At 43.6% G+C, this 24469-nt stretch carries 24 protein-coding genes and 1 pseudogene; 6 read left to right on the top strand and 19 right to left on the bottom strand.

What is annotated here, in order from left to right; translation table 11 throughout:
• The first annotated feature begins 29 nt into the window (after positions 1–29).
• Positions 30–926, top strand: a complete 897-nt coding sequence (locus tag HP548_RS20765; RefSeq protein WP_175382699.1) for an AraC family transcriptional regulator — start codon at positions 30–32, stop codon at positions 924–926.
• Here HP548_RS20765 and HP548_RS20760 read toward each other — a convergent pair.
• Positions 921–1991 carry a glycosyltransferase WbsX family protein gene (locus tag HP548_RS20760; RefSeq protein ID WP_175382698.1) on the bottom strand — a complete coding sequence of 357 codons (1071 nt, stop codon included), beginning with the start codon at positions 1989–1991 and terminating at the stop codon, positions 921–923. The two genes, HP548_RS20765 and HP548_RS20760, sit on opposite strands and share 6 nt — an antisense overlap.
• A 29-nt stretch (positions 1992–2020) precedes the next feature.
• A complete protein-coding gene (locus HP548_RS20755) occupies positions 2021–3052 on the bottom strand; it encodes a glycosyltransferase family protein (RefSeq protein WP_175382697.1) in 1032 nt (343 codons plus the stop codon).
• Positions 3053–3354: 302 nt separating this feature from the next.
• Here HP548_RS20755 and HP548_RS20750 point away from each other — a divergent pair, with 302 nt between their 5' ends.
• A complete protein-coding gene (locus HP548_RS20750) occupies positions 3355–3753 on the top strand; it encodes a hypothetical protein (protein WP_099854414.1) in 399 nt (132 codons plus the stop codon).
• A gap of 78 nt (positions 3754–3831) precedes the next feature.
• Here the strand turns inward: HP548_RS20750 and HP548_RS20745 are convergent, their stop codons facing one another.
• The 6 genes from HP548_RS20745 to HP548_RS20720 all read right to left on the bottom strand — a co-directional run bounded on the left by HP548_RS20745 (position 3832) and on the right by HP548_RS20720 (position 10491).
• The gene (locus HP548_RS20745; RefSeq protein WP_099854416.1) at positions 3832–5181 is read right to left on the bottom strand and encodes a glycoside hydrolase family 30 protein; all 1350 of its coding nucleotides are present in this window, start codon (positions 5179–5181) and stop codon (positions 3832–3834) included.
• Positions 5182–5203: 22 nt separating this feature from the next.
• A complete protein-coding gene (locus HP548_RS20740) occupies positions 5204–6847 on the bottom strand; it encodes a type 2 periplasmic-binding domain-containing protein (RefSeq protein ID WP_076288357.1) in 1644 nt (547 codons plus the stop codon).
• A 67-nt stretch (positions 6848–6914) separates the two neighbouring features.
• Positions 6915–7802, bottom strand: a complete 888-nt coding sequence (locus HP548_RS20735; RefSeq protein ID WP_076288356.1) for a carbohydrate ABC transporter permease — start codon at positions 7800–7802, stop codon at positions 6915–6917.
• A 15-nt stretch (positions 7803–7817) separates the two neighbouring features.
• Positions 7818–8810, bottom strand: a complete 993-nt coding sequence (locus HP548_RS20730) for an ABC transporter permease (RefSeq protein WP_218642251.1) — start codon at positions 8808–8810, stop codon at positions 7818–7820.
• 117 nt (positions 8811–8927) lie between these two features.
• Positions 8928–9950 carry a LacI family DNA-binding transcriptional regulator gene (locus HP548_RS20725; protein WP_063563590.1) on the bottom strand — a complete coding sequence of 341 codons (1023 nt, stop codon included), beginning with the start codon at positions 9948–9950 and terminating at the stop codon, positions 8928–8930.
• A 196-nt stretch (positions 9951–10146) separates the two neighbouring features.
• Positions 10147–10491 carry a thioredoxin family protein gene (locus tag HP548_RS20720; RefSeq protein ID WP_175382696.1) on the bottom strand — a complete coding sequence of 115 codons (345 nt, stop codon included), beginning with the start codon at positions 10489–10491 and terminating at the stop codon, positions 10147–10149.
• A 168-nt stretch (positions 10492–10659) separates the two neighbouring features.
• Between HP548_RS20720 and HP548_RS20715 the strand changes: the two genes are divergently transcribed.
• A complete protein-coding gene (locus HP548_RS20715; protein WP_175382695.1) occupies positions 10660–10797 on the top strand; it encodes a hypothetical protein in 138 nt (45 codons plus the stop codon).
• A gap of 113 nt (positions 10798–10910) precedes the next feature.
• Here HP548_RS20715 and HP548_RS20710 read toward each other — a convergent pair whose 3' ends face one another.
• Together HP548_RS20710 and HP548_RS20705 are read right to left on the bottom strand one after the other, a co-directional pair.
• The gene (locus HP548_RS20710) at positions 10911–11204 is read right to left on the bottom strand and encodes a DUF3817 domain-containing protein (RefSeq protein ID WP_076288354.1); all 294 of its coding nucleotides are present in this window, start codon (positions 11202–11204) and stop codon (positions 10911–10913) included.
• 176 nt (positions 11205–11380) lie between these two features.
• Positions 11381–12589, bottom strand: coding sequence for a macrolide family glycosyltransferase (locus HP548_RS20705; protein WP_175382964.1), 1209 nt, complete (start codon positions 12587–12589; stop codon positions 11381–11383).
• A 74-nt stretch (positions 12590–12663) separates the two neighbouring features.
• Between HP548_RS20705 and HP548_RS20700 the strand changes: the two are divergent.
• Positions 12664–12972 (top strand): annotated as a pseudogene (locus tag HP548_RS20700) (family 1 glycosylhydrolase); the annotation flags it as partial.
• A gap of 131 nt (positions 12973–13103) precedes the next feature.
• Here the strand turns inward: HP548_RS20700 and HP548_RS20695 are convergent.
• The 5 genes from HP548_RS20695 to HP548_RS20675 form a co-directional block, all read right to left on the bottom strand.
• Positions 13104–14108, bottom strand: coding sequence for an ROK family protein (locus HP548_RS20695; RefSeq protein WP_175382694.1), 1005 nt, complete (start codon positions 14106–14108; stop codon positions 13104–13106).
• Positions 14109–14224: 116 nt separating this feature from the next.
• Positions 14225–14812 carry a sugar O-acetyltransferase gene (locus tag HP548_RS20690; RefSeq protein WP_076288349.1) on the bottom strand — a complete coding sequence of 196 codons (588 nt, stop codon included), beginning with the start codon at positions 14810–14812 and terminating at the stop codon, positions 14225–14227.
• A 41-nt stretch (positions 14813–14853) separates the two neighbouring features.
• On the bottom strand, positions 14854–15429 hold the full coding sequence (locus HP548_RS20685; RefSeq protein WP_175382693.1) for a sugar O-acetyltransferase: 576 nt from the start codon (positions 15427–15429) through the stop codon (positions 14854–14856).
• A 223-nt stretch (positions 15430–15652) separates the two neighbouring features.
• Positions 15653–16828 (bottom strand): MFS transporter, encoded by a 1176-nt coding sequence (locus HP548_RS20680; RefSeq protein WP_076288348.1) that lies wholly within the window; start codon positions 16826–16828, stop codon positions 15653–15655.
• A gap of 106 nt (positions 16829–16934) precedes the next feature.
• Positions 16935–17693: a TrmB family transcriptional regulator gene (locus tag HP548_RS20675; RefSeq protein WP_099854422.1), complete on the bottom strand. Its 759-nt coding sequence runs from the start codon at positions 17691–17693 to the stop codon at positions 16935–16937.
• A 205-nt stretch (positions 17694–17898) separates the two neighbouring features.
• On the opposite strand from HP548_RS20675, the gene HP548_RS20670 reads away from it, so the two are divergent.
• The gene (locus HP548_RS20670; protein WP_036664828.1) at positions 17899–18027 is read left to right on the top strand and encodes a DUF4023 family protein; all 129 of its coding nucleotides are present in this window, start codon (positions 17899–17901) and stop codon (positions 18025–18027) included.
• Between the two features lie 136 nt (positions 18028–18163).
• On the opposite strand, the gene HP548_RS20665 is transcribed toward HP548_RS20670, so the two are convergent.
• A complete protein-coding gene (locus HP548_RS20665) occupies positions 18164–20200 on the bottom strand; it encodes a catalase (protein ID WP_409347667.1) in 2037 nt (678 codons plus the stop codon).
• A gap of 232 nt (positions 20201–20432) precedes the next feature.
• Here HP548_RS20665 and HP548_RS20660 point away from each other — a divergent pair, with 232 nt between their 5' ends.
• Positions 20433–20696 (top strand): hypothetical protein, encoded by a 264-nt coding sequence (locus HP548_RS20660; protein ID WP_076288346.1) that lies wholly within the window; start codon positions 20433–20435, stop codon positions 20694–20696.
• Positions 20697–20778: 82 nt separating this feature from the next.
• Here HP548_RS20660 and HP548_RS20655 read toward each other — a convergent pair whose 3' ends face one another.
• Genes HP548_RS20655 through HP548_RS20645 form a run of 3 tightly spaced genes read right to left on the bottom strand, consistent with a single transcriptional unit; the run spans position 20779 to position 24291 of the window.
• Entirely contained in the window at positions 20779–22392 is a 1614-nt protein-coding gene (locus HP548_RS20655; RefSeq protein ID WP_083678818.1) for a type 2 periplasmic-binding domain-containing protein, read from the bottom strand.
• Between the two features lie 38 nt (positions 22393–22430).
• Positions 22431–23327, bottom strand: a complete 897-nt coding sequence (locus tag HP548_RS20650; protein WP_240342896.1) for a carbohydrate ABC transporter permease — start codon at positions 23325–23327, stop codon at positions 22431–22433.
• A 40-nt stretch (positions 23328–23367) separates the two neighbouring features.
• Positions 23368–24291, bottom strand: a complete 924-nt coding sequence (locus HP548_RS20645) for an ABC transporter permease (RefSeq protein ID WP_076288345.1) — start codon at positions 24289–24291, stop codon at positions 23368–23370.
• Positions 24292–24469 lie beyond the last annotated feature (178 nt).

Here is a 24469-nt window from a genome sequence, read left to right as displayed (position 1 = left end):
ATAATAACCTTTGTAGGGAGTTGAGGATAATGAATCATAAGAACTTGCTCACGAACCACTTATCCAATCTGCAGGTTGATTTGTTCATGGTCAACTTCAATCGCTGCGATACGGATTGGAGGGACCTTGATTACACTCCCGATTACAGCAAATTTTATCTGATCTGTGAAGGCGAGGGCTGGCTCAAGATTGGTGATCAGGAGTATTACCCAGCACCGGGACAGCTTTTTTTAATGCCTGAGGGGGTTACGCAATCTTACTCAGCCATCAGTGATCGTCCTTTTCTCAAATACTGGTGTCATTTCAGTGCGAGAGTGGGGGGCATCAACCTATTTCAAATTCTTAATTTCCCCCACTTCTGTACATTCGATCGGCCCGAGCTGATACAGGAAATATTCAACAGCATTCTTGACTACGCCCGATCAGGTGAAGTCTATGCGCATATGATGGCAAAAAGCAAGTTAATAGAGCTATTGTCACACTACATTATGCATCTGGATCAGGAACAGATTAGTTATATAAATGTGTCTGTTATGGAAAAAATCTCTGCCATACTGGCCTATATCGATTCCAACATTGAAGAAAACATTTCTGTACGGGATCTGGCTCAGATTGCCTACATGCATCCCAATTATTTTATTCGTTTTTTTAAACAGCGGATCGGCGTACCCCCCATCCACTATATTGCTAGCAAAAAAATGGATAAGGCAAAAGAACTTCTGACCTGTACGTCAAAAACAGTCACTGCCATTGCCGAACACCTTGGGTTTAGTGACTTATATTATTTCTCAAGGCAATTTAAAAAGCATACAGGTCTTAATCCAACGGAGTACCGCAAACAAATCATAGGAAGAACAGTGAAAGAGATGATCGATTGCCCACAGCCAAATGAAACGGAGCTCCACAAGGGAACTCCATTGTCATAACTTGCTGCGCTTTCCCGCTCCTTGCTCAACTACTCTTTTGACCTCTCTCAAGTAGGCGTACCCATAATCGTCATCCGGTTCAAGGTACGCTCCTTCCGCCCACTCATTCCATGCGTTGACGAACAGGAAGCCACTCCTGTTCAATTCCTTGGCTCTCGCTATCTGTCGCGATAAATACAATCCGAATTTTTCAGGTGTTGACCCTACTGTACTCTGTCCATCAATCGATCGGCGCGGCGTATTATCCCAATTTACAAATGCACCAGGATATACGACCTCCCCGTTTCGGTGCGGTGTTCTTTCGAGAATGGATGACCATACTTTATCGTAATTCACCACAATGTGCTTCTGCCCCTTGATGTCCAGTTCAATCCATATTCCATTCATGTGACCATGCGCAAACGTATAGTGGGGCTCAAATTCCATGCTAGCGTCAAAGACAGGAGAATTAAATGTAGGAAAACCGCCTATCGTCTGCACAAAATGGATACCCTCCAGCCCGTGTTCTATCGCAAGCCTACGCCAATAATGAATCATTTCCTGACATCGAGGGATGCTGGCAGGCCGATAGATCAAAAATAGCGGTTTTCCCTCTACACAGATGTATCGTTTATCCTTAAACGCTCTGACCAGATAATCGAAATGTTCTTTCCAATCGCTCTCATCCCCGTAGTCTTGCGAAATAAGAATATCCTCTTCGCGTCCGTCCCATTTTCGTGTCCATGTTTCATTGGCCCATGACAAACAAAAAGGGAAATTCGGTTCTCCGCTGTCCAAAATCTCATCAAACGGTTTCTCAAGCAATCGTTTGCCTTTAAACCAGTAGTGATAATAACAAAATCCGTATATTCCATAGTTTTTGGCTGTCTCAGCCTGCCATTTGCGCACCTTGGGATCTGTTAAATCATAGTAGTTCTGATGCAACGGCTTCCTGGGTTGCAAATGGCCCGGATACAGGGGGATTGTTTTTTTTACATTCGTCCATTCTGTAAATCCGTTTCCCCACCACTTGTCATTCTCCGCAATTTGATGAAATTGGGGCAAATGTAACGCAATAAGCTTCAAGTAGGACTCCTCCAATTAAAAGACATAATTCATTGGAAAATAATATCCATAAGTTGCAAACATTTATGAAGGTAGGATTGATTGTACTTCATATAAGAAAGTGCCTGGGAGGCAGCCAATCTTCGTTGTTCCACATGGTCCCAATAATGTCCAAGCTTCTGTACGAGTTCTTCAATGGTTGCATAGCGTTTGAATGCATCCGTGTTCTCAGGACCACTTGAGGCAGCCGAAACAAGTTGAAATGTGCCGCATGCCGCTACTTCCATGATTCGTCTCGCGGATGAGTTGTCCTGAACAACAAGTTTGCTGCCGTTGTACAACTTTTCCCGAAGCTCATGAGGTTGCACAGGCACAAATGCACCGAAATCCTTCCAACCCTCTCCCTCAACTCGCACTTTTTTATCCCATAACCACGCATGATTGGCAAGAGCGTACAGACAGCTACCAGGATGTGCATCCCCAATGATATAGACATCGGACTCGTATTCTCTTCCCACCACCTGTGGACAGAACACTGTGGGATTCGGTGGAAAAGGAAGTTCATGACATGAGACATTCCCCATATGCTGATCGGAGGGAATGTCAGCGGAATTCGGTGTAAAAACATAATCAAAAAAAGGGATGATCGATTCCATCTGTTTTAGATCCGACTGATCCGACAGCCAAATTGCCTTTTTGGCTGAGGATGCGCTCATTGCTTCCAAATTCTGATTCGATAGAACATCTTCTCCATGCAGGACTAGAATCAAATCTAATTGCTGTCCTGAAGTGTGATCTGCCACTGGCTGGATCGTTTTGATCTCATTGACATGTTGGACCAGATGCCTCAAGCTCTGTTCAATCAAAATAGAGTTCGCAGAGCTCTCTCTTTCCATAGCAGGAGTTATCAGGAGAACATTCAACTGTTTATATTGAACACGGGGAGAATCTGAAACTGCTCTGCTGTCTTTACTTTCCACGGTCTGTTCCTTGCCGTCTTGAATTATTTTCATAAGATGCTGCTGTAAGTCCGATTGCTGTACAACCAGATGATGCTGGATTGATTTGAGTTTACGGTTCAATGTTGCGTTTATTTGTCTAAGGTACACCTTATTGGGATGCTGGACAGTGCGCCGATTCTTTCGGGACTTTGTTGGCGTACTTCTCCTTTTTTTGATGACCATACCCTCCCATCACGAAACACGGATTGATTCTCTTTGCCTACAATATGCATCTGTCTTTGGCTAGGTTTCTATCGACTGATTTTTAGGTGTTTAACTACTCAAAGATGGGCTTCATCCGTGTCTTTAAATGTGCCACAACCCCGTGTCCATCCGGTTCTTGTCCTCATAAAATATATTAAATCAGATAGGAGTTGATATGATTGCCAACATTCGATAGCATTCTTGTCACAGGAAACCAGACCATTAATCAGGATTTGCAGGTGAACGGTAATGAAACGATTGGATTGGACCTGCAGGTGAACGGAGACCAGACGGTTGCTGGCAGTTTGCAGATTAACGACAGCTCCTCCATTACAAATCACCTAGGTGTAGGTGGGGTTATCGAGGCGGGCGACAGTGTAAAAGCAACGACGCAGTTAATGGCCATGAATCAGCCGACTCTTCCAGCTGCCTTGCCGCTTGTAAAGCAACTGTTATATTATAATCCCGGTGTACTTAACCAGCCGGGTCTTGTGTTAACAGGCACTAGTGGAAATAAGTATGTTCTGTTTATTGATGAGAGTGGAGGAACACCAAATCTAGCAATCCAAAGAGTATAGGCTCACTGGATGCAATATAAAAAGGCGATACTCTGAGTTAATTCTCAGAGTATCGCCTTTTCTTTCATTACAACATGATTACTCTTGGTTAATCAAAATGGACAAAGCACTTTTGGATTCGAGTTGGAAACTTAACAGTTCTTCTTCTCTTAGCTGAACCTGCACATTTCCTGTTTCTTCTCCGTCATTGAAAAGCACGAGAGCAATTGAACCGTCTGTATTTTTGAAGGCAACGGAACGAATGGATGCCTCATTGGAGGATGAGTCAATACGTACAGCTTTGGGACGAATTAATGCACTGAAATGAGCCAGAGCATAATAGTCCAGTGTATAGGTAAGCTCTTTCGTTTGCTGGTTAACCTTCACAATGCCGCGGCATGTACTTTTCCCGAAGCCAGGAACGGTAGGACCGTTGTTCTCATCCAGTGCCATATTCCAGAGCACAAAAGATTTGCTGTAATTGCGAAGAATCTCAATACCTGTTCTGATCACATTGGAAAAAGCTTGTTCGAATGGAGGGATCCATTCTCCTCCTGATCCTTCGGTGAAATGTACCTCTTTACCGGCAAAAGCTTCATACACCTTTGTTTGTGCCGAGGCTTCGCCCCCATACCAGTGCCAAGCGACTCCATCTACCTCTTCTGCCGCCTCATCAAGCACGGTCAGCGGGTAATCCGGACGATCCCAGTTGTGATCATAACAAAGGATTTTGGACTGAATGTCATTTCTGACCAAAGCCGGCTTGAGATGATTTTTGATAAAGTCTGCTTGTGCTTCAGCTGGCATTAACATGCCTGGATAATGACCTGGTTCATAAAGTGCTTCATTCTGTGGTGTTACTGCATGGATAGGCAATCCATGGGATGCGTAGGCTTGGATATATTTCACAAAATATTCCGCATATGCCGGATACCACTCATTTTTCAATTGACCTGTAATCATCGAGCCGCTTGTTTTCATCCAGCCCGGGGCGCTCCAAGGTGAAGCGAACAGCTTCAGCTCAGGATTTAACTCCAAAGCCTTCTGAGTCAAAGGAATAACATCCGCTTCATCGTGTGCGATGCTGAACCCGGATAATTCCGGGTCCGTTTGATTTTCTGGCAGATCATTATAGCTGTATACCGTTCTGGCATAGTCTGAAGCTCCCATCGGATTGCGGATGACCGACAATCCAATGCCTTCCTCGGGATGGAACAACCGATTCATGACTTCCGCTCTCTGCTCATCGCTTAATACCTGGTTAATCAGATAGGCAGATGAGTCAGTAAAAGATGCCCCGAAACCATCCATTTCCTGATATGTTTGCTGATCATCCAAAAGGATAGTCGTTGTCTCCAAGCCGGAGTCCTGCGATTTCAATTGATCCTGGGACACGGATACAAACAATGCATCTTCTCCCGTGGATTTGTACATTTTGAATTTCGTCATATGCTTTCCCTCCACATTCCTCTTATTGGATACCCAATTTCTCTTTATTCTGTTTCATTTTCTCACTACGAACCTTCAGGATTTCATCCCAACGGTTTTCACCTAAAAATGACTTGTAAGCGGCGAGCGCATTGTCAAAAGAGGCATCATCTTTGGCACGAACCATGCTTACCAGGGTTGAATTCCACTTGGCGTTGATCGCCGACAACGCACGTGCTTCAGGTGTTCCCTGATTTGGACTAATATTCTCCAGAATGAAGTGTGGTTTCAGTTTTCCTTTGCCCCACTCTTGCATTTGTTTAATCGCTTCCGGGAAAGCATCCGCACTCAGTGCTTTGTGACGGTCATGGCCAAAGAACATGAATTCACCCAACCGGTATTCCTTCTTGAATTTGTCAGCATTGTGCAGTTGCAGGTCTTTCACAGCCGGGAGCAACTCAACCGTACCATCTGCATTCTTTTCATACGTCTCACCTTCGATACCATAGTTCATTAGAAGCTGACCTTCTTCACTCAGCAGGTACGTGAAGATTTGAATCGCTTTGGCTGGATCTTTGGCGTCTTTGGAGATGAAGTTGATCATCCACCCAGTAATACCGGATTGATTGAGCGTCGGTGCATTACCCTTGGTGCTTTGTGGTCCATCAATGGCAACATACTCTTTGCCTTCATTGGCACTCAGATAAATTTGCAGATTCCCACCCTGTTGAGGTGTACCATCCATCAGCAATGTTGCATATTTTCCGGATTTCACTTTTTCCTCAAAGGCCGTACCATCATCAGCAAAGCTGTCATCACTGATATTTCCGTCTCTGTATACCTTATTTAAAGTCTTCAGCCATGTAAGATAATCTTCATCCTGATTGCGATCATAGAATTCTCCATTTTCAGTTTCAAGTGGCACACCAATGAAGTCTTGCAACACATCTCCGAGTGAACCTGTTCCTTCACCGATAGAGTTAAAACCAAATGGAATCAGCGTTGGGAATTTTTCCTTGATCTGTTTCATCACATTTTCGAATTCCTCTGGCGTTCCCATGACAGGACTTCCCAAAGCTTCATACACATCTTTACGGATGATAAATGCTGTTTTGGCTGGGATGTTGCCGCTATCATAATCGGCTTGCGTATTAGAGTAGTTTGGATAGCCATACGTCTTGCCGTCAGCCTGCTGGAACCAGTTCAGGGTATCGGCAGCCGCAACTTTATTGAAGTATGGATCATATTTCTCCGCAAGATCGTTCAGCGGCATAGCCCAGGTTGCGGCTTTCTGTACCACAGGAGAGTTAGAGTCAAATACTGTCAGCAGGTCAGGCATATCTCCACCGGCAAAGAACGTATTCAACTTCGTGTCATCACCTGTAATGAATTTGATATTGATGTTCAGATCTTCCTTGATCTTCTTGGTTACAATGTCTTTACCGAAATCCGTGTTCCACCAGTCGGCATTAACGTACCAAGTTAGGTCTGTAGCTTCTTCCTTTTTATCCAGCTGCCAAGCTGGTTTTTCCGGATCCACTGTATAGCGATCTTCAATGGAAACCCAGTTCCCATCGCTCGAACCCCCAGATCCACTACTGCAGCCTGTAATCATGATTACCGCTGTCAGCAAAGCCGCGCACAGTTTAACTCCTTTTTTGCCTGCTGCCTTATTCATCTTGAACATATTGTTTCCTCCTTAAAGTTAGGTGAGAAATATTGAATAGAGCGAACTTTCGAGCAATAGATTTCCGTTACTCCTTAACTGCACCCAGCATCATACCCGAGATAAAGTATCTTTGAAGGACGGGATAGATTAGTACGATCGGCAGTGTTGTAATAACAATCGTAGCCAGTTGAACCCCTTTAGTCGTTGTTTCAATGACTGCCGAACCGCCGATATTTTGCATCGACTGCGTTTGGGACTGAACAATAATCTCGTACAGCATCATCTGTAATGGATACAGCGACTGATCGGTAATGTACAACTTGGTAGTCATAAAGTCATTCCATTGCCCAACCCCATTGAACAATGCAATGGTTGCCATCGCTGGCATGGACAGCGGGATGAAGATTTTGAGGAAAATATGCCAATCTCCTGCACCATCGATTTTGGCTGACTCCTCCAGGGAATCCGGTACATTCCGGAAGAAATTCATCAGAATGACGACATCATAGAAGCTGAACAATGCCGGAATAATGTACACCCAGAAGCTGTTGAGCAGGCCAAGTGATTTGATCAATAGGTACGTTGGGATCATTCCGCCAGAGAAGAACATCGTGATAACCCCCATGGCAACGTACAGTTTACGTCCACGTATATGCTTTTTGCTCAGACCGTAACCGACCATGGCACAGAAGAACACGTGTGTAACGACTCCGATTGTTGTTTTGGATACGGAGATGAAGAACGCTTGCCAGATACTCGAATCGTTGAATACAGCTCTATAATTCTCCAGCGAGAACTCCGGTGACCAGAAGATGAACCCGCCTTCAGCCAAAGCCTTGCCTGAGCTAAAAGAAGAGATAATGACATTCCAGAGCGGAACCACAATAATGACAGTACAAATAGCGAGTAAAATAATATTTAAGGTATCAAAGATCCGACTATCGAGATCTTCTTTAGCCACCTTTCCATTCACACGGGATGCCTCCTTCTACAGCACAGATTGATTATCGTTTAATTTGCTTGTAATTTTGTTCGCGGTGACTAACAGAATAACGGACACGATCGAGACGCCCAGACCAACCGCGGTAGCATACGAAAAGTCACCCTGTGACATCCCCATACGATATACATACGAATTGATGACTTCTGCCTTGTCACGGTTTTGCGAGTTCATCAGAACGAGCGTCTGGTCCAGATTGGAACCAAGTAAACCGCTTACAGTAAGAATCAGATTAAGGCTAATGATCGACTTCATGTTGGGTATTGTGATATTCCAAATTTGTCTGAGACGGCTTGCACCATCAATTTTGGCTGCCTCGTAATACGTAGGATCAATCTTGGACATAATCGCCAAATACAGAATCGTTCCCCAGCCGGCCTCTTTCCAAATATCGGATAAGACTGCAATCCACCAATACTTGCCTGCATCCAGCAGAATGTTTTGCGGTTGCGAGATCACTCCCAAACTGAGTAGCAGCTGATTAAACAATCCTGTTGTTGAAAACCAGGTGATCAGCATGCCGCCCAGTACGATCCAGGACAGAAAGTGAGGTAGATATGAAACCGTTTGCACGAACTTTTTGAAACGTCCGCTATTTAATTCATAGATCATGATTGCCAGGATAATGGGAATGACGAACCCGATACCCAATTTCAAAAAGCTGATCCCTAGCGTATTCACTACGGCATCCCAGAAGTATTTGTCTGACATAATGATTCTGAAATTTTCCAAACCGACCCATGGTGCGCTAGACAGCGTATCAATAACGGTGTAATTTTTGAATGCAATCGTCAATCCGTATATCGGAATGTAACAAAAAATAATCATAAAAATGATGCCGGGTATAATCATCGATTGAATTTCCCATTGTCTTCGATAATCGATGACGAACTCTTTTACTCTTTGTCCGATTGGCTTCCTTCCCCCCGGTTTTATAGGCTTTTTACCGGTTGACGATGTCTCTACGGCTAATTTACTCACGCTCTTTTTCTCCCCTCCAACTTAAGCATACTTTCATAAAAACGTTTTTATTTTCCGACAAAAAAACCCCCTAATCTCAAATCAATAATTAAAAAAGACCGGAAATGATTACATCCGCTATGTTAAAAAATCACTCCGGTCCATCTTCACATGACTTGAACCCCGTATGATAAGTTCACCCGCCAATTTCTGTGAAACCCCATGTTCCTTCTTCTTAATCATGCGAACCAGGTGATTAATCGCCAGGATCCCCTGCCTTGCAATCTGGTTTCTTACGGTACTTAATGGTGGGGAAAAATATTGGGCAATATCAATATCATCGAAGCCTACTACACTTACATCTTGAGGAACTTCGAAGCCATGAGACTTCAATGCATGGATGCAGCCGATTGCACTCACATCATTTCCTGCAAGAAAAGCATCAGGCAGCTTGGCAGGATGCAGATGAAGAAAAGATTTCACAGCACTGTAGGTGCCCTCTTCCTCAAAATATCCCTGTAAGATGTAATCATCATCCAGCGGAAGCTGGTACTCACGCAAAGCAGCCAGATATCCATCTCTACGCTGATTACTGTCAAACATGGTGTCCACGCCGGATATGTATGCAATTTTCTTGTGCCCAAGTCCAATTAAATACTTGGTCGCTTCATAACCCGCTACATAGGAGTCAAAAATGACGCTTCCCATCGTATCACTCTGATAGACCCGATCCAGAAACACAGCCTTGATCTTGTCTTTCTCCATAGCGACAATATCCTGTTCATCAATTCGCAGCTCTTCGTAGATAATGACGCCATCCACACGCCGGCCCAGAATATTACTCATAATGACCTGCTTATCCTTGGTCACAAATACATTTAGTCCGTAACCTAGACGATCGCATTCACGAGACATGGATTCAACTAGCTTATAGAAATACGGACCCGACACACTTGTGGTAAAAAAGCCCAGCATCTTGGTTTGCCCGGATTTCAGCAGCTTGCCGTTCAGGTTGGGAACGTAATTTAAACGCTCTGCCACCTTCAGGACATGTGATTTGGTCTCCGGATTCAAGACATCTACGCCATTCAAGGCGTTGGAAACCGTTGAAATGGATACGCCGGCTTCCCTTGCAACATCTTTAATCGTAATCTTTCCCATAATTTTTTGGTCCTTTACTATAAAAACGTTTTTATATATTTTAAATTAGCATAAAACCGTTTTCAATACAACACTTTTTCTTTTAATTATTTTTCACATTCTTTTGCTTTGAAGATGGCATGGTTGCTTAGCACCGAAATTAGAGACAGATATGCAAAAAAGCAGCTCAAATAGGAGCTGCCTTGAATCATGCTTCTTATTCCCCATTCTGGGTGTACATATAATAAATCTGCTGCACCTGCTCTTTCAATCGATCGAAGCGAACAAAGCGATCAGCTCGAATATATTCCTTCTGCTCCACCAACATAATCATCGTAGGTACTGTGAAAATAAGAAACCTGGACGCCACCTCTTCCACTTGGTTGGCATTGATGTGTGCCAGGTGCACCATCGGATAAGGTTCAAGTAACTCCCTAATCTTGGGGAGTAAGGCGTGACAGACGCTACATTCTGGCCGAGATACATATAAAAAAACCAATTCATGTTGTTGAATCATCTCTTCGATCATTTCTATGGATGTTATGTCATTAATCTCTTTCATAAAGGGTCATCCCTTTCAGTCATTTCGCGAGTGTGTTGTACAATCTAGTTTATCACGAATGTCTAACTGTACAAATTTTGCGTTCCCCTAAACATTTTCTTTTCAAACACAGCCTATCTGCATTAAAATATAGTTGGAAGATCATCCCATATGAAAAGAGGTTATTGTATGAAAAAATCATTTGTTTTTCTGCTTACCGCCCTGATTGCCGTTATCTCCTTCTCCGCGTATGCACCTGTATCTGATGCCTCTGGTGATATTGGAGTTAGCCTGCTATCGGATCGTCAGCAAGGTACTGTAAAATAACGCGTTCGCACTCTTTCCAAAAAAAGAATTTGCACAGAAACGAGCAGGCGACCAGTTCGGATAACATCCGGAGTTGGTCGCCTGCTGTCATTGTTGTTCTTTTTTTGCAAGCCTTACTTCCAGTCTCTCTTGCGAAGATAGGACTCGAATACAAATGTTCCGAAAGGCAATAAGCCTGCTACCAATCCCATGAACCAACGTGAAGCTTTCCACTTCTTCACAACAGCCAAATGCACAAGTGTAATCAGATATAGCGGAAAAAGAATACCGTGAATCATACCCATAATGGTTACTGGGGAAGACATATCGGCAAAATATTTTAGCGGCATAGCTATAAAAATCAACAGCAGTAATGATACACCTTCCCATATGCCTGCAATTCTGAATCGACCTGTGACTGTCTTCATCCTGTTCAATCTCACCTTTCCAGCGGCTAGTTTGTGAAATATGTAACTTGTTACAAGATGTTTCAACTTGAAGCCACATAATTTGTAATAATGCAGCTTCTCTTGAAACGTCTTGTTCAGTATACCGCATGGTTCTGGTCCGGAAATGCTTCAATTTTGAATAATTAATGACTGAACTATCCGTGAATGAAATGTTGAGTCTTAAATTCGAAAATCGCATCAACAGCACAATGATATCCGCCTGATTTTCGAAAGGATTCCCTCAAATTCGCAGCAGCTTTCTCAAAAGAAGGAACGCTCAACACATGATCCACAGCTTCACGCAGCTGATTGGTAGTCAAGGTTTGCATTTGTAAACGGAGGCCCGCTCCCCTACTAACAACCTGCTCTGCAATGATCGGCTGATCCGCGCTCTGAGGGAGTATAATGAGGGGAACCCCGTAATATAAACCTTCGTTGGTACTGTTCATCCCGCCATGTGTGATAAATAATTTAGCAGATTGCAATACATCCATTTGTGGAACATAACGTTTAACGATGAAATTTTCCGGAATTGCTCCCAGATCAGCAAGCTGTGTTCTATCCCCTACGGACATGACAATTGTATAATCGGTATTCCCCAATGCTTCTAAGCAAAGCTTATAGAAATCAAGAGCTTGGTTAAAAATTGTACCCAGTGAAATGTAAATCAGTCTTTTCCCTTTAATTCCTTCCATATCGAAGTCTTCATGGGATAGTCGCGAAACTATGGACGGTCCTACAAATTGATACGTGTGGTCGAATTCTTCTCCATAAGGCTGAAATTCCTTTGTTGTATATACGATGGTAAGTGGCGCGGGATTGCAAAACACCTCGTAGGGAGAAGCAATCTCCACCTCATATTTTTTCTGTAACCTCATCGTCAAGCTATGGAATGTATCGTTTATAGGTTGGGCGATTTCGGCAGGAACATTTAAGAAAAAGTGTTGCAGCAAATGATCGAAAGATTCTTCAGCCTGCGCAAAAGAAGTACACGAATTAGTTGCAGGTAGCTTCAGAATTTGCGCAAGTAAACGTCCACAGCCAAACATGGAATCATGGATGATGTAATCAAAATGTTCACCCTTGATCTGTTCAAGCACGCTTGGAATGACGATATCTGCCGTAAGCAAAAGACCGTTGACTCGTTCGAGCAAATAATCTCTGCCACCTGTGACAAAGGCTTTAATGAATTTCTGACCGTCAAAGGTTCGGACTACAGCACTCGTCTTCTCCATACGCTCCCGATACGCTTCTATAGTGAAGTACACAACCTCTTCCCCGCGTGAAATAAGCTCTTGTACCACGCCAATCGTTGGATTGACATGTCCCTCTGATCCACCGTTAATAAATAAAACACGTGCTATAACAATCTCTCCTTTGCAATGCTACGTTCTCTAATGGTGTAAGAATTCGTAAGCAATGATGTACTTTACTTCCTGTGGACGAGCTTATTACCGGACCTGATGGTGAAAAGACAGTTGAAGATGACTATCGCATTCAGTACTTAAATGATCATCTTGTTCAGGTTGGGGAAGCCATTGAAGACGGCGTTGAAGTTATGGGATATACGTCCTGGGGATGTATTGATGTGGTCAGTGCTTCGTCAGCACAATTGAAAAAGCGTTATGGTTATATCTATGTTGACCGCCATGACGATGGTTCAGGAACACTCGAGCGGTATCGCAAAAAGTCGTTCCACTGGTACAAAGATATCATCGGTAGTAACGGCAAGAGCCTAAAACGTTAAGTAAGTGATACCGCTGTAGCAGGTACATTCCTGCTTTCCCCCAACAGAAAACAAGGACATACATTGCAATATGATGTGATGATGTATTGTTTGCTGCTGGGGGATTTTTACTAATATAGTGAGTCCCGATTTCAGTTAAATTGAACCTGATTGGGTTCCAACGCTTTCAATGTTAGCCATCGCATCCCTGCTTCAAAGTCTTCCCGGAAGGAATCGATCAGAATGACATTAGGATAAGATGGCATCGACAGATCCGCTTGATACATTTGCCACGCTTGAACCAAAGCATTTTCTTCAACCATCTTCTGGTAAATTACAACCTGATCTGGAGCAAGAATCGCATTTACCGTTTGAATCATTTTGCATACCGTTGCAATAAATGCTTCCTTTTCCACTGAATTATACCAATCAATCCCCATTGGAAGGTATTTAACCTCCCCGGCCATGCCAAGTTTTCCTTTGATCACTTTACCGTTCAGATAAATGCCCATGCCTGGAGGATATTTGGTTGGAAAATAAATTCCGATGACACATTGATCCTCGTCCAACTCTTTTTTTGCACAATATCCGCTAATTGCAGCGTTCACATCATTTTCCACCAGAACTGGTAATCCGAACTGTGCTTCAAGATCTTCAATCATGCGGATACCTTCTAACTGCCGGTGACTGCTCACCGTAATTTCTCCATTCACGGTCTGTCCCGGAATACCGATACCGATGACTTTAATGGAAGCATGCTGAGACAGTACGTTCCCAATGATTTCATAGAAGTGTTTCTGGTCAAAGGCTGGCATCGTATATTCTTCTCTAAACACCATGTTATCCTCTAGATTAATGACGGTGGCTGTAATCAGATCCTGCCCCTGCTTTTCGTTGATATACATGACCAAAGCCAAGCTAAAATCGTAATTATATCGGTAGGTTAATGCAGGTCTTCCCCCGTTGGAAGGTACTGTCTCGTCCTCAAACAGTTCACCCAGTTCACACAACTCTTTGACCAGTGAATTGACGGTTACTACACTGAGCTTGGTCAAGGAGGCCAGTTGTGGCTTGGTTGCTGTTTCCACCCGTTTCATGACCTGGCGTACATGGTTTATATTAATTTCTTTCATCAAATACGCGTTCGCTATTTTCATAAGCACCCCTACTCCATAGTTTCTTCTCCAATGTAGTAACTATACAATATCTCCAGAGGTATTAAAAACACCCGATGAAAAACATCGGGCATTCTGAAGGTTCGTATACACTTGTGTTAGCTTCTTCTATACTTCGTTTTGTCTGCTTCCGTTATTTTGCGAATAACTCTGCATGGATTACCCGCAGCAATTACATCCGAAGGAATGTCTCTGGTAACTACACTTCCTGCCCCGATGATTGTGTTATCTCCAATGGTCACACCCGCAAGCACAGTCACGCCACCTCCAATCCATACATTATTACCCACTGTGATTGGACCTACAATTTCAAGACCTTCGTTACGTTGTTCAACATCATAAGGATGACCAGCAGTGTAGAATCCACAATTTGGTGCAACAAAAACGTTGTCACCAAAACTAATTTTTGCCCCGTCCAGCATAACGATATTATGATTGCTATAGAAGTTCTCACCAATTTCAATGTTATAGCCGTAGTCACATACAAATGGCTGCTCGATCAGGAAACGATCCGTCGTTTTCCCAAGCAACTTTTTGAGCAGCGCCTCTCTCTCAGAGATCTTGCCAGGATGAAGCTGATTATACTCGTAACAAAGTCCCTTTGCGTACAACCGCTCATCAATTAATTCTTTGTCGTAATTCGCATTATACAGTAGTCCCAGTTGTGATTTCTCTTTTTCTGTCATGAATTCTTATGCCTCCAACTCTTCTGTCCAAAATGAATAGATTAAAGCTCTATCTCTCTAATGATTCTAGCAGGATTTCCACCAACAATCATATTGTCCGGAACATCTTTTGTAACTACGGCACCGGAAGCAATAACGACATTGTTCCCAATGGTGACTCCTGGATTAATAACTGCCCTACCTCCGATCCATACATTATTGCCTATGGTTACTGGCTTTCCATACTCTGCACCTGTTATCCGTTCGAATGGATTCAAGGGATGGGTAGCGGTATATATGTGAACGTCAGGTCCCATTAAACAGTTATCCCCAATGCGCACTTCACATACGTCAAGTATCGTACAGTTAAAGTTGGTATAGAAATGCTCTCCAACATGAATGTTGTATCCATAGTCAAAATGAATATTCGGTTCCATGCTCAGGTGTTCACCCGTTGAACCTAACAGTTCTTTTAATACCTTTGTGCGGAGCTCACCATCTGTTTCTGTGGTCTGATTGTACATGCGTGTCATTTTCCTTGCATATTCCCTGTCTTGAGACAATTGGGGATCGGAAGCCAAGTACAGCTCACCATCGATCATTTTCTGTTTTTCCGATTTTGTTGTGATATTGCTCATGATTGTTTCCCCTTTACGTCTATATTAATTTTGGAACTGATAAATTAAGATACTTTATAAAGCTATAATAATTATATGGGATAACCTAAATAAATCAAGTTCCTTTGAAATTGAATATAGAGATATTATGCCTAATGTCATTCAAAAAACCTCTGCAATCCAATAATTATTGGACCGCAGAGGTTATTTGAAGCTATATAGACCAATTTGGAAAAGATAACTTTTATACTAACGATTTTTCGGCGGCATGAACCGTTTGCTCTTTGCGACTAATTGCATAAAAGGCTGACACCAGACCCATCAGGATTAGAACCGATCCCACCCATCCTGTATACATAATGGATGAATGATCGATAACCACCCCGCCGATATAAGTTCCGAGAGCAATACCCGCATGTGCAATTCCTGAATTGGTGCTAATTAACGTTTCAGCCGTTGCCGGTGAGGTTTTGATAATCAGACTATTCTGTACCGGGGTAACGGTCCAGCTTAGAGCACTCCAGATACTTAGCAGAATCAAGAAGGCAATTAAAGGCAACCCGGTACTAAATGGAATAACCGCCATGCTTATGATAAAGGGTATTAGCACGATGATAATGGCTTTGGCTGGGTGCAAACGATCTGATAATATGCCGCCAATTCCTCCCCCTGCCACAGCAGCGATACCAAACATCATATAGATAAAGGTGACCATTGTTGAGCTGGCTCCAAGCGCTTCCTGGAGAAATGGTGTGAAATAAGCATATAACGTCAAGTGTCCTGCGAGCACAAGCAATGTTGTAACATGGATTGCCAGCATTTTTGGGTTCCATAGAGCAGTAAGCTGCTTCTTCAGGGATACTGCCGGAATCGGCTGCACACGATCCATGGCAATGCCAATGGCAACCATGACTACTGCAGTCAAAATTGCGATCAACATAAACACTTCACGCCATCCAGCAAGATTACCCACAAAGATTCCGATAGGTACACCCAGGATCAGTGAAGCACTTCCTCCCATCGTGATAATCCCCACAGCACGCCCTTTATACTGCGGCTCCACTATACGGGCTGCGAGCGTCAGAGACAGGACAAAAATCAGAGATCCCGTTGCGGCCCCCAATGCTCTGCCTGCCAAGAGCATATAGAAATTGGCACTGAACGCAGAGATGAGATTGCTGATTAGAAAAACGAATAGAGTGCACATATATACTTTTTTACGTTCGAATCTGGCCGTCATATTTAACAAAATAGGCGCAGATAACGCATAGACAAGTGAGAAAATGGAAATTAAATACCCGGCTTTGGCCAAGGTCAGATGAAGATCTGTTGCAATCAAGTCCAGAATCCCACCTAAAATGAGTTCAACGGTACCAACCACAAATGCCGCGATTGCCAGGACATATACTTTTTTATTCATTTTTGAATCCTCCTCGAAAGTTACAACTACGATAGTAACTTAATCAAGAGGAGATTTCAATACAAAAAAGCTATTCTCAGAAAGAATAGCTTTTGGAACCCTCGTTTTAATAAATTAATCGCGCCAGCAGACGTGCAATTTCTTCATCCTGAAGCAGCTGGTCACCGTATTTTTTAGTAATTTGAGTAAGAGCGACGTCATGATAGAAATAATCCGTCATTGCTTTAACAATCGGTTTGGACGTTGTCTTGATCGCCTTCCATGAATCATGTTCGATTCCTGCAAACAAAAGATAACCATGGTCAACAATGATTAGCTGCGAGGGCTCAAGATTACTGTCCTCAAGCATTGGAATTAACGAATATTTATGGGCTAGAGACGTTTGCAGTCCTCCTACAGCCAGGACCTCTACATGTACACCTTCAGCTTCTTTTTGCTCCAGAAGCTCCCGGTACTTCTCCATTTGCTCATTCCAGGCCAGAAAAAGGATAGATGAATCCGCTTCCTCAATAAGCTGTTCAATATTCGATGCAATGGATGTTGCATCCTTCAATGTCCAGATATGTTCATCAGTGAATGTACGTTTGATTTTATACGTCTTTAATTCCTCAATATCCTTCTCAAAGTCAGCCCTTATTTTGAGGATAATGGACTGAAGATCAACCGCCATGTACAATTTTTTCTTCCCATGCATGGTTGTTAGTACGGTTCCCTTATCAATAAGCCGATTAAGCACTTCGTATATCTTAGCCTTGGGTACATTGGAGTAACTAACAATGGATGTGGCATCAAGCGGTGCATCCTGCGCAAATATGGCCTCATATACCTGACTTTCATATTGTGTAAAACCGAATTTCTGCAACATGGTTCGATTCGGGCTCCTTCTTGTTTGTATCGTTCTATACAGTTTAGACGCCTGAACTTCCCATGTCCAGTTTATCCCACCGACGTTTCATACTAGTCGTAATGATATTACAGTAAGAGTGGAGCATCCAAATATAATGACCTTCCAATGGTTATATTAAGATTCAGGCTACACATTTTGATTCCTTGAAGGAGGTTTGCTTAACATGGAGAGCACCCATGATTTTGTAAAAAAAGTGAATGAGAACGCCGAAAAAGCACGTCATAACAAAAACAATGGTAAAGGTACACCAACGGATAAACTGCCGGCGAAACAGCATAGCACCAATAAGTAAGGAAATAATCAATTGCAGCAAATTAGGGAAATATCGCTCTTATTTTTTCAAGAACAAAAAAACAGGAAAAAGGATCTCTAGTGAGGTCCTTTTCTTGTTATTTGACTGTCCACTCGTTTGAAGGCACACAAACCTGCTACGCTCGATTCCAGAAGCGTTGCTGGGTCATGGCTTGAATGAATTGCTCTACAAAAGCTGAAGGTTTCTGTTCCACAATGACACCAGGTTTGCCGATAATGCCGACTGGCTGAATCAGCACTGCCCCCGTCGGTGTAGCTCCTATCGGTTTAAAATGATTGTACGTTTCAATGGCATAGGATCGGGTGTATTTCTGAAAATAATCATCTTCCTTCTGTCCTCCAACAATGAATAACCCATCATATACCAAAGGTGATCCGGTCAAAAAGCTGTCGTCCACTTTCAACTCCACACCGCTCGTTCCATGGACCACACCTTGTCTTTCATGAACAATGACTGGGCAAAGTCCAGCGCTCCTAAGCTCATCCAAAATGTATTGTGTGCTCGGACCATCAAATCCTTCACCGACAATCACCCCGACGCGCAGCGTTTTGGGAGAAAACACGGTATTGGCCATGCTTAACGCAGGGGAGGATTTGGTCACTGAAGATTCATGAACGTTCGGTACAGCGACTCCAAGTTCGCGGGCCAGAATGGTCGCCAGCTCTGTGCTGATATTTCCTAACATATCAACGACCTGTTGACGAATCGAAACGTCCTTTACCTTCCCGAGCTCAAACGTGAGTGCCTGAATGATATGACCCTTCTCCACGCCTGTCATGCTGTTCCAGAATAAACGTGCTTGCGAGAAATGATCCAGAAAACTATCTGCCGTTTTTCGTTCCTTGAGACCTTGCACCGTGGAAGGATACGTTACAAACCCACCTTTTGTACCGGGCACAGTATAGGGAGAATTATTGGCAAGAGAGTTTTCGTGGTAGGCGACTCTTCCTCGATCAATGGTGTAACGGGAAGCTCCGTCTCTCTGGTTATTATGTACAGGGCACACGGGACGATTAATCGGCAATTCTTGATAATTCGTGCCCACCCTTGCCAATTGTGTATCCGTATACGAGAATAGTCGGCCTTGAAGCAGTGGATCATTGCTGAAATCAATGCCACGTACAATGTTGCCAGGATGGAAAGCCGACTGTTCCGTTTCCGCAAATACATTCTCGACATTTTGGTTAATCGTCATTTTGCCAATGATTCGTACCGGAATGTCTTCTTCTGGCCATAATTTCGTTGCATCCAAAATATCAAAATCAAACTTGAATTCATCTGCTTCCTCCAGCACCTGTATTCCAAGTTCGAACTCAGCAAAGTTGCCTGCATTGATATTCTCCCACAAGTCTCTGCGATGAAAGTCCGGGTCCGCCCCGCCCAGCTTCTGCGCCTCATCCCACACAAAAGAATGCATACCAAGTACCGGCCGCCAATGAAATTTCACGAATCTGGATTTACCTTCTTTGTTCACCAGCCGGAAGGTATGTACTCCAAATCCCTGCATCATTCGAAAGCTTCGCGGTATCGTGCGATCCGACATAATCCACATGACCATCGTTGCCGACTCCTGATTATTCGCGATGAAATCCCAGAAGGTGTCGTGCGCAGTGGAGCCTTGTGGAATTTCATTATTGGGTTCCGGCTTCAGCGCATGTATCAGATCCGGAAACTTAATCCCATCCTGAATGAAGAAGATCGGAATATTGTTCCCGACCAGATCAAAGTTGCCCTCTTCGGTATAAAACTTTACTGAAAACCCACGCACATCCCGATTCGTTTCGTTCACTCCTTTGGAGCCTGCGACCTCGGAAAAACGAACAAATAGCGGTGTTTTCACACCGGGATCCTGAAGAAAATGCGCCATCGTTAACTCTTCAAGTGACTCATATAACTCAAATTCACCGTAGGCTCCATATCCCCGTGCATGCACAACTCTCTCCGGAATGCGTTCACGGTCAAAGTGAGACAGTTTCTCACGCATCAGAAAATCTTCTAGCAGCGTGGGTCCGCGATCCCCAGCTTTTAGTGAGTTGCTATCATCCGATATTTTAATCCCTTCATTGGAAGACATTTCTTTTCCGTTATTATCCCGTAGAAAGGCATTTCGCTGCTCTATCTTTTTGTTCTCATCCATGGGTTTCTTGCTCATTCCAATCACCTCCAGCATTATATGTATGGGACTGGAAGAACACTTATGATTGCCTGATATACCATACTTTGATCCTAATCCCGTGTGTGACTACAAATACGAATAACATGAGCTTAGCCATGAGGCTTACCTCGTGATTGTCCATTTATTAAATATCGCGTCTTTTGTCTAGCACCTTCTGAATCTGCTTTTCATTTACTATAAAGAATCTAATAGAAAAGAGATGATGAGGATGGCATGTGTAAAGGCTGTTCCACAACCGGATTTGGTATTGATCTATTGGTCCAGAAATCCGCTCGTTCCCGGTTCTGCACGCCGAATCAGAAGTGTACGTGTGATTGGGAACACATCCCCTTGTACCTTCACACTGGTGCGTGGTGCATTGCTGATTAATGCCTTAAACTGTTTGCTGGACAATGATATTGGTTTTAAAGTGGTCTATAGCAAAAAAACATCGAACATCAGTGGCGTTTTATTGTTGAAACGCAGATCATAAACGAACAAAAAGGTGCACTCCTTCAATAAGGAAGCGCACCTTTTTGTTATTTAATCAATGAATGATGTGACTGAACTCCACTCTATTTGACGTTCATATAACGTTCGAAGGCATTATTACGGATGGTCAGCAACTGTTCAAGTCCCATATCATTCAACTTTTTGATATAAGCATCCCAGCCCTCTTCGATGCCGCCTTTGGTTACCCACTGAGCTCGCATCGTTGCTACATAACCGTCAATATCCGTTGTCAGCGTTGGCAGCTCCTGGAACTCTTCAGCATTGTACATAACCTTCGGATAAGGTGTTGTTACATCTGCACTGCCCAACTGATCGATTTCCAGCTTGAGACCGTCACCAGCCTTCGGATTAAGTTTAATTTTTTCTTCAAAGGAAGGGCTTACATATTTAGGTCCGAAATCACGCAAGGATTGATCCCAGTACCAAGCATCGGCGCTGGTGCCTGCCGGCGGGTCCATCAACGTGTATGTGCCATCATCATTTTTCTCAATTACAGTTCCGATCGCACCCCAGAAATTCTGAATGCTGGCTTCGTTGGAATAGAACTGATCTGCCCAGCGTGCGGCTACTTCAGGAACAGTACATGAACTTGTAATGAGCAGTTCATTACGAGCCAGATTCATGCCCCCAGGATCCCCAGGCTGATAGCGTTTGCCATCAGGTCCGGCAATAGGTGCAATCGCTTCATATTGGTCGCTCCACTTTCCAAACACAGCATCAGGCGTCCATTGGTTGCTAAAGCCGACGATTGGAATGTCTGCATTTTGCCATTTGGCTGATGTCATTGTATTGTCTTGTGTGAACAGCTCCTGATCAATCAACCCTTCTGAATACAGCTTATGTGTATAAATAAGAGCTTCTTTATACTCGTCAGTCGTTGGGAAGAAGACCGGTTTACCGTCTTGCACAATCATACTGCTGGCATTAATGTCAGTGATTCCGAATGGATTCAGGAAATCCACATTCAGTCCCGTTTCCGTGTACGGAATTTCGTCCTGTTTTCCATTTCCGTTCGGATCTTTTTCCTTAAACGCTTTCAATACCTGATACAATTCTTCTGTTGTCGTTGGTGCTTTCAGCCCCAGCTTATCAAGCCAAGCCTTATTGATTACAGGCTGATTCCGGCTTTTCGGACGGGCAGGCAGTCTTGTTGGCATAGAATAGATTTTGCCATCAGGAAACGTGCTGATTTTCTTCATATCTGGCGTCTCTTGCATAGCCGCCTTCAAGTTGGGCATATACGAGTCAATGTACTCATCCAGTGGACGGAAATAGCTCAGGTTGTTTACAATGTCCGAATCGCTGAACACCTGGTCACCCAAGATAATGTCCGGGAGTGTACCACTGGCAAGCATAATAGATTTCTGCTCACCCCAGTCATTAGAGGACATGACCTGCCACTCAATTTTCACATTAGAATCCTTCTCCAAATCCTTGAGCCATTGGTTCTGTGTAAAGGTGTCGCCCATATTCCCCCAACGAACCGTCAGCACCTTGAGTGTGACCGGTTTGTTGACAATTGGCATACCTTCCTGATTAAAATCGCTTGATACCGTAGTCTCCGCAGGTTCACTACCATTTCCGCTACTACAGCCAACCACGCTGACTAACATAGCCGACGCGAGAATCAGGCTGCTCATTTTGGTGAATAACTTCTTCCCTATCTTTTTCCCCATTTGGGAACCCCCTTGATTCGTAATGAATTTCAACCTGCCTATTCCTTCACTGCGCCGATCATCACCCCCTGATTGAAGTATTTTTGGATGAATGGATACACACACATGATTGGAATTGTAGCGATAATAATAACGGAATACCTCATCAAATTGGCAAGACGCAGGGCAACTTGTGCTGCTTCTCCTGTACCCATGCCAGACTGCATCTGATTTGTGATGAGAATATTACGTAAAATGAGTTGCAGCGGATATAGATTCGGATCTTTCAGATAAATCAGGGCATTAAAATATGAATTCCAATACCCTACAGCAATCCATAGTCCAAGTACTGCGATGATTGCTTTGGACAGCGGCAATACGATTAGTACAAAATACCGCAGGTTACCACAGCCATCGATCTGGGCAGCTTCCCATAAATCTCCCGGAATACTGGTCTGGAAAAATGTCCGGGCGACAATCATGTCGAAAACAACTACAGAGAACGGAAGCACCATCACGAGGAACGTGTTATAGAGATGGAAGTCGCGGATCGTCAGGAAGGTTGGAATCAATCCCCCGCTGAAGAACATTGTAAAGATAAAGAACAGCGAGAAAAATTTGCGCCCAACCAGATCTTTTCTCGATAATGCATAAGCCGCCGAAATATTAACGACAAGCCCGAAGAGTGTTCCAACCACTGTATACAGAATGGTATTGCGATATCCGATCCAGATATTTTCGTGTCGGAGAAGTTCCCTATACCCTTCCAGAGTGAATCCTTTGGGAAACACCCACACCTGTCCGTTAGCCACAGATGAAGGATCACTGAACGAGGCGATGACAATAAAATAGATCGGATAAATGATAGCAATTAGAAAAAGAACAGCAAAGGCATACAATATGACTTCTGCAACCGTAACACGTGGTCGACGTTTGATACGGGGAGTTCTGGTCATTGCTGCCGGTTCCATAACGCTCATCTTGTTTGTCTCCCCCCTACCATAGACTGTTTTCACTGTATTTCTTGGACAACTGATTGACCAGAATAAGCAAAATGAAATTAATGACCGTGTTAAACAGGTTTATTGCTGAGGAGAAGCTGTATTGACTGCTCAGCAACCCGATTTTGTATACATAAGTGGACAGAATTTCACTTGAGAGAATGTTCAGGTCGTTCTGCATCAGATACACCTTCTCAAAACCTACGCCGAGTAATCCACCTACCCGCAGAATAAGCAGCGTTATGGCAGTCGGCAGCAGCATCGGAATATCAATATAACGAACCTTGTGCCATCGACTTGCCCCATCAACCGTGGCCGCTTCATAAAGGCTTGGGTCTACGGCAGACAGCGCGGCAATGTAGATAATGCTATCCCAACCGACATGCTGCCACACGTCAGACCATACATACACACTGCTGAACAGAGCTGATGAACCCATTAAGTCCGGTGCTTGTGCTCCAAACAGCTGATACATATTGCCAACAAGTCCTGTACTTGGCGAGAACAGGATTAGCATCAACCCGACCATAACTACCGTTGAGATAAAGTGAGGCATATAGGAGACTGTCTGAAAAAACCTCTTGAATCTCCCTGCTCTCATCTGGTTCACCAGTAATGCAAGCATAATTGGAATCGGAAAAGTAGCCAAGCTGTACAGACTGATCACAAGTGTGTTACGTATCGTATTGGTGAATTGATAGGATTTAAAGAATTTCTCAAAGTATTTGAATCCAGCCCAAGGGCTGTCTCCGATCCCAAGCGCCGGACTGTAGTCCTTAAAGGCGATTAATACGCCGTACATCGGCTTGTAGGCAAATAAAAGTGTCAACAGAACCGCTGGAAAAAGCAAAACGTAAAGACCCCAATTTCGCCTAATTCTCTCCAACGTTCTTCCAATATAAAGTGGATTGGTCCTCATGGTTCTTCCTTCCCTCCTGTAAATATACTGATGCTGCTCTCCCGTAGGACCTGTCATCTCTGGAATAGCTTCAGTATAAACTGCTTCACATTGGGTTTATCGGACCGCTAAGGACGTTATTCGGACTTCTATAGTTCCATCCATCAGCTTTACAAGTAACCAAGATGCTTACATGCAA

The sequence above is a fragment of the Paenibacillus taichungensis genome, assembly GCF_013359905.1.
In the GTDB taxonomy this organism is placed as follows: Bacteria; Bacillota; Bacilli; order Paenibacillales; family Paenibacillaceae; genus Paenibacillus; species Paenibacillus taichungensis.
Note: the sequence above shows the minus strand (reverse complement) of the source record. Positions and strands in the feature narration are given on the sequence as shown.

Bases quoted from the DNA above. Each gene is read 5' to 3' on its own strand.
- HP548_RS20675 (WP_099854422.1), bottom strand. From the start codon at position 17,693: ATGTTGCAGAAATTCGGTTTTACACAATATGAAAGTCAGGTATATGAG.
- HP548_RS20650 (WP_240342896.1), bottom strand. From the start codon at position 23,327: ATGACCAGAACTCCCCGTATCAAACGTCGACCACGTGTTACGGTTGCA.
- HP548_RS20695 (WP_175382694.1), bottom strand. From the start codon at position 14,108: ATGAAAATAGCGAACGCGTATTTGATGAAAGAAATTAATATAAACCAT.
- HP548_RS20725 (WP_063563590.1), bottom strand. From the start codon at position 9,950: ATGGGAAAGATTACGATTAAAGATGTTGCAAGGGAAGCCGGCGTATCC.
- HP548_RS20685 (WP_175382693.1), bottom strand. From the start codon at position 15,429: ATGAGCAATATCACAACAAAATCGGAAAAACAGAAAATGATCGATGGT.
- HP548_RS20665 (WP_409347667.1), bottom strand. From the start codon at position 20,200: ATGAGCAAGAAACCCATGGATGAGAACAAAAAGATAGAGCAGCGAAAT.
- HP548_RS20765 (WP_175382699.1), top strand. From the start codon at position 30: ATGAATCATAAGAACTTGCTCACGAACCACTTATCCAATCTGCAGGTT.
- HP548_RS20645 (WP_076288345.1), bottom strand. From the start codon at position 24,291: ATGAGGACCAATCCACTTTATATTGGAAGAACGTTGGAGAGAATTAGG.
- HP548_RS20740 (WP_076288357.1), bottom strand. From the start codon at position 6,847: ATGTTCAAGATGAATAAGGCAGCAGGCAAAAAAGGAGTTAAACTGTGC.
- HP548_RS20655 (WP_083678818.1), bottom strand. From the start codon at position 22,392: ATGGGGAAAAAGATAGGGAAGAAGTTATTCACCAAAATGAGCAGCCTG.
- HP548_RS20660 (WP_076288346.1), top strand. From the start codon at position 20,433: ATGGCATGTGTAAAGGCTGTTCCACAACCGGATTTGGTATTGATCTAT.
- HP548_RS20720 (WP_175382696.1), bottom strand. From the start codon at position 10,491: ATGAAAGAGATTAATGACATAACATCCATAGAAATGATCGAAGAGATG.
- HP548_RS20715 (WP_175382695.1), top strand. From the start codon at position 10,660: ATGAAAAAATCATTTGTTTTTCTGCTTACCGCCCTGATTGCCGTTATC.
- HP548_RS20745 (WP_099854416.1), bottom strand. From the start codon at position 5,181: ATGACGAAATTCAAAATGTACAAATCCACGGGAGAAGATGCATTGTTT.
- HP548_RS20680 (WP_076288348.1), bottom strand. From the start codon at position 16,828: ATGAATAAAAAAGTATATGTCCTGGCAATCGCGGCATTTGTGGTTGGT.
- HP548_RS20710 (WP_076288354.1), bottom strand. From the start codon at position 11,204: ATGAAGACAGTCACAGGTCGATTCAGAATTGCAGGCATATGGGAAGGT.
- HP548_RS20670 (WP_036664828.1), top strand. From the start codon at position 17,899: ATGGAGAGCACCCATGATTTTGTAAAAAAAGTGAATGAGAACGCCGAA.
- HP548_RS20690 (WP_076288349.1), bottom strand. From the start codon at position 14,812: ATGACAGAAAAAGAGAAATCACAACTGGGACTACTGTATAATGCGAAT.